The 2926-nt window shown below is 42.4% G+C and carries 6 protein-coding genes; all 6 read left to right on the forward strand.

The genetic code is table 11. The features are described from left to right. Positions 1 to 16 precede the first annotated feature (16 nt). The 6 genes from QUA44_RS30225 to QUA44_RS30250 all read left to right on the forward strand — a co-directional run bounded on the left by QUA44_RS30225 (position 17) and on the right by QUA44_RS30250 (position 2877). A complete protein-coding gene (locus QUA44_RS30225; RefSeq protein WP_333257550.1) occupies positions 17 to 394 on the forward strand; it encodes a hypothetical protein in 378 nt (125 codons plus the stop codon). 73 nt (positions 395 to 467) lie between these two features. Further along, positions 468 to 698 carry a hypothetical protein gene (locus QUA44_RS30230; RefSeq protein ID WP_333257554.1) on the forward strand — a complete coding sequence of 77 codons (231 nt, stop codon included), beginning with the start codon at positions 468 to 470 and terminating at the stop codon, positions 696 to 698. A 48-nt stretch (positions 699 to 746) separates the two neighbouring features. After that, positions 747 to 1458 (forward strand): IS1 family transposase gene (locus tag QUA44_RS30235; protein ID WP_333257563.1). Its coding sequence is split into 2 segments (ribosomal slippage): positions 747 to 1265 and positions 1267 to 1458, totalling 711 coding nucleotides; the frame shifts between segments, so codons are not numbered across the junction. A gap of 116 nt (positions 1459 to 1574) precedes the next feature. Continuing rightward, entirely contained in the window at positions 1575 to 1850 is a 276-nt protein-coding gene (locus QUA44_RS30240; protein WP_333257556.1) for a hypothetical protein, read from the forward strand. 44 nt (positions 1851 to 1894) lie between these two features. After that, complete coding sequence (locus QUA44_RS30245; RefSeq protein ID WP_333257559.1) at positions 1895 to 2116, forward strand: hypothetical protein; 222 nt, start codon at positions 1895 to 1897, stop codon at positions 2114 to 2116. Then, entirely contained in the window at positions 2116 to 2877 is a 762-nt protein-coding gene (locus QUA44_RS30250) for a hypothetical protein (RefSeq protein ID WP_333257562.1), read from the forward strand. Before QUA44_RS30245 ends, QUA44_RS30250 begins: the two co-directional genes overlap by 1 nt. Positions 2878 to 2926: the final 49 nt, after the last annotated feature.

A 2926-nucleotide genomic window follows, 5' to 3' on the forward strand; every position in this document is an offset into this window, starting at 1 on the left:
ATGAATATCTACCTAAATGGAATTATCGTGCAGTGCCGACTATTTAACAAACGCTAAAGTTATTAAATTTTCATTCCATATCCTGTACGTGCACGCCAAAGGCATGAGTCGGTTTGTCAGTTATGCCGACTTTCCGCCAGTTTTGGGAGTGGAATCGCCCTCTGGTTTAGATTTTGGTTATTGGAAGCGCCGGATGGCGAGTCAGAAAGAGAGACACGCGCCGGATTTTTGGGTGGATTTCTATGCGGCGAGATTTCAGAAAGCTGTTTGTGTTTCTGAATTGTTGGAGTGGGGGGAAATGGTGGGGGTGATTAAATTGATGTTAAGTGCGATCGCCCTGGAGTCGCTGCGAAAGGTTTACGCACAAGAGAAATCTCTGCTGGAACATTTCTAAGAAGGGCGATCGACTAAAAACAGCAGGCAAGAGTCGTAAAATATTGATTGAAGAAAGTAAAGGAATAAGAACAATGACAACCGAACGCTGGAACGATGAAATGGTGGATGATTTGGCTTCTACTGTAGAGCAAACGACTCGGAATGTCGATATGCTTGTAGGTGCTGTCAATGCTCTTTTAGAAAGAGACTCGCAGCGGGATGAAGAAACGCGGCGGCGGGATGAAGAAATGCGGCGGCGGGATCAGGATTTTCAACAGTACAAAATAGAAAATGGTAGTGCCCTGAAGGAAAGGATCGAGTAAGTTACTATTAGAGAGAAGTGTTTATCATAGCGTGATCTGACAGTAGAGATTCCCCATTGTCCTAATTGTGGCTCAAAAGAAGTTAGTCGGAACGGTCAAAGTCGGCATGGCAAACAAAACTATAAATGTCGAGAATGTGGTCGTCAATTTGTTTTAAATCCGGCATGGAAACCTATTACAAAAGAACAAAGGGAGTTAATGTCACGGATGCTACTTGAACGTATTTCTCAGGCGGGGATTGCTCGGGTACTTCAAGTGTCAGAAGATACAGTGCAGCGATACGTTAATAGCCAAGCGGCTGCTGTTAAGAAGCAAGTGGAGGTGACTCCCAAGGAAAAAAAGCGCTTGAGTGTTCAGATGGATGAGTTATGGTCATTCGTTGATAGTAAAGGAAATCAGCAGTGGGTCTGGCTGGCATTGGATGCCCAGACTAGGGAAATTGTTGGGGTACATATTGGAGATCGTAGCGCAGTATCGGCTCAAGCTTTATGGAATTCAATGCCACCAGTGTACCGTCAATGTGCAGTAATTTATACCGATCATTGGAGTGCTTATGATTCTGTATTGTAAGCGTAAACGTCATCAGAGTGTAGATAAAGATAGTGGTTTGACTAGCTATATCGAGCGCTTTAATTGTACTATTCGACAACGAGTATCTCGACTGGTAAGAAAGAGCTTAGGCTTCTCTAAAAAATTAGAAAATCATATTGCTGCTATTTGGCAGTTTGTGCATCATTACAATGCTAATTTACAACTCTAAATGCCTACTTTTCTTTGAATTCAGTTTTATTCTCTCGATCCTTTCCTTCAGGGGACTACCCATTTTACATCCAAAATGCTGAAAGGAAGACAAGGGAATCGATAGAAAAAAATTTGATGGGATTAGCAGCACAAGCTCGCGTGACTGGGATTCACATTATTTACTGTAGCCAGCGACCGACACCAGAAGTCATTCCGAGCCAGATATCAGATAATATGGATGAAAGACTTATTTTCCGAGTCCAACCCGCTGCTAGTCAGAGGTTACTTGACGATGATCGAGCTGCAAGTTTACCTGTAGAACCCAGAGGAAGAGCAGTTTACCGAGGGTCAGAACCAGAATTGACAATTGTTGCTACTCCTTTCGTTCCTGATGAAATATGGGAAAATTAGTTGCGTTAGTTTAGAATAAAATTAATAGTTTTTGGAGTGAGAGCATGGCATTACTAGATCAAATAGAAGACTTTCAGGCAACGATGGATAAAGTCATGGAATTGGTGGAAGACACCAAAGCATTAGCTGGAAAAATCCCTGATACATCTATCTCTGAATCGCCTGCTTTAATGAAAACGCTTTTTGATATGTGTGCTGATGGTATCAAAACTCTCAATGATGCTATTGGAGAAGCTGAGGACATCCAGAAAACGTTAGGGAGATAATGGGAATCAACCAAGAGAGCGATGTGCTTCAGTCAATGCTCCGTCAAGTTATTGATGGCTTGGCTGAGGTGCAAACTCGTGCTAAATATTTACCCGATCGCGATATATATGAGCTAAAGCGAGAGATTTCTGACATTCTGGAAATCTGCCATGAAGAAATGAGCCACCTAAAAACCAGTCAGAATCAGATAGAGTTGATTCAGGCGATGATTGGGAATCAGAGTGGTGGATATGCGGAAGCCCGATCGCCCTTATTGCCAACAGCAACATTAGCCACTAATCTTAGTAGTGGATTATCGCTAAATTCTGTTGTGACACAATCATTTTCAAATAATGTTCCCAGCCCTCGCTTTTTCAATCAATCCCCAGCGACTCTTGATGATGAACTTCGATCGGCAGATGAGTTAGGCATCAAACCCATTAAAGTGGGAGAATCAGGATTTGACGATATAATTAATGAAGGGACTGTCAAATGGGCAGTAACAAAAAACCTAGAACTCCTTGTAATTCCAAAGTTTTTAGATGTTAACAATGAAATTTACCACACAGTTATAACTCGCGGTCAGCCTGTCTTGGCTGCGGGAGAAGCCGAGATTGTGGGTAGTAACGGTTCATATATTTTGCTAAAAATCAGCAATCACAGCGGGCATTTCCAACCCACTTCAGAAAGTTTAGAACTAGGAATTACAGCCTTTAGGCAGCAAGGAGTTGATATAAGTCATTATGATAGAGAAGGTGCGATTCGTTTAGCCGAAACCTGAAAGGGGGGATGGCTAGCAGCGATAGGGTAAACCCACCAGGTTTAGAGTT

The sequence above is a fragment of the Microcoleus sp. N9_A2 genome (genome assembly GCF_036701775.1).
Lineage (GTDB): Bacteria > Cyanobacteriota > Cyanobacteriia > Cyanobacteriales > Microcoleaceae > Microcoleus.

Excerpts from the sequence above, each read along its gene's own strand:
- QUA44_RS30225 (WP_333257550.1), top strand. The coding sequence starts at position 17 with ATGGAATTATCGTGCAGTGCCGACTATTTAACAAACGCTAAAGTTATT.
- QUA44_RS30230 (WP_333257554.1), top strand. The coding sequence starts at position 468 with ATGACAACCGAACGCTGGAACGATGAAATGGTGGATGATTTGGCTTCT.
- QUA44_RS30240 (WP_333257556.1), top strand. The coding sequence starts at position 1,575 with ATGGGATTAGCAGCACAAGCTCGCGTGACTGGGATTCACATTATTTAC.
- QUA44_RS30245 (WP_333257559.1), top strand. The coding sequence starts at position 1,895 with ATGGCATTACTAGATCAAATAGAAGACTTTCAGGCAACGATGGATAAA.
- QUA44_RS30250 (WP_333257562.1), top strand. The coding sequence starts at position 2,116 with ATGGGAATCAACCAAGAGAGCGATGTGCTTCAGTCAATGCTCCGTCAA.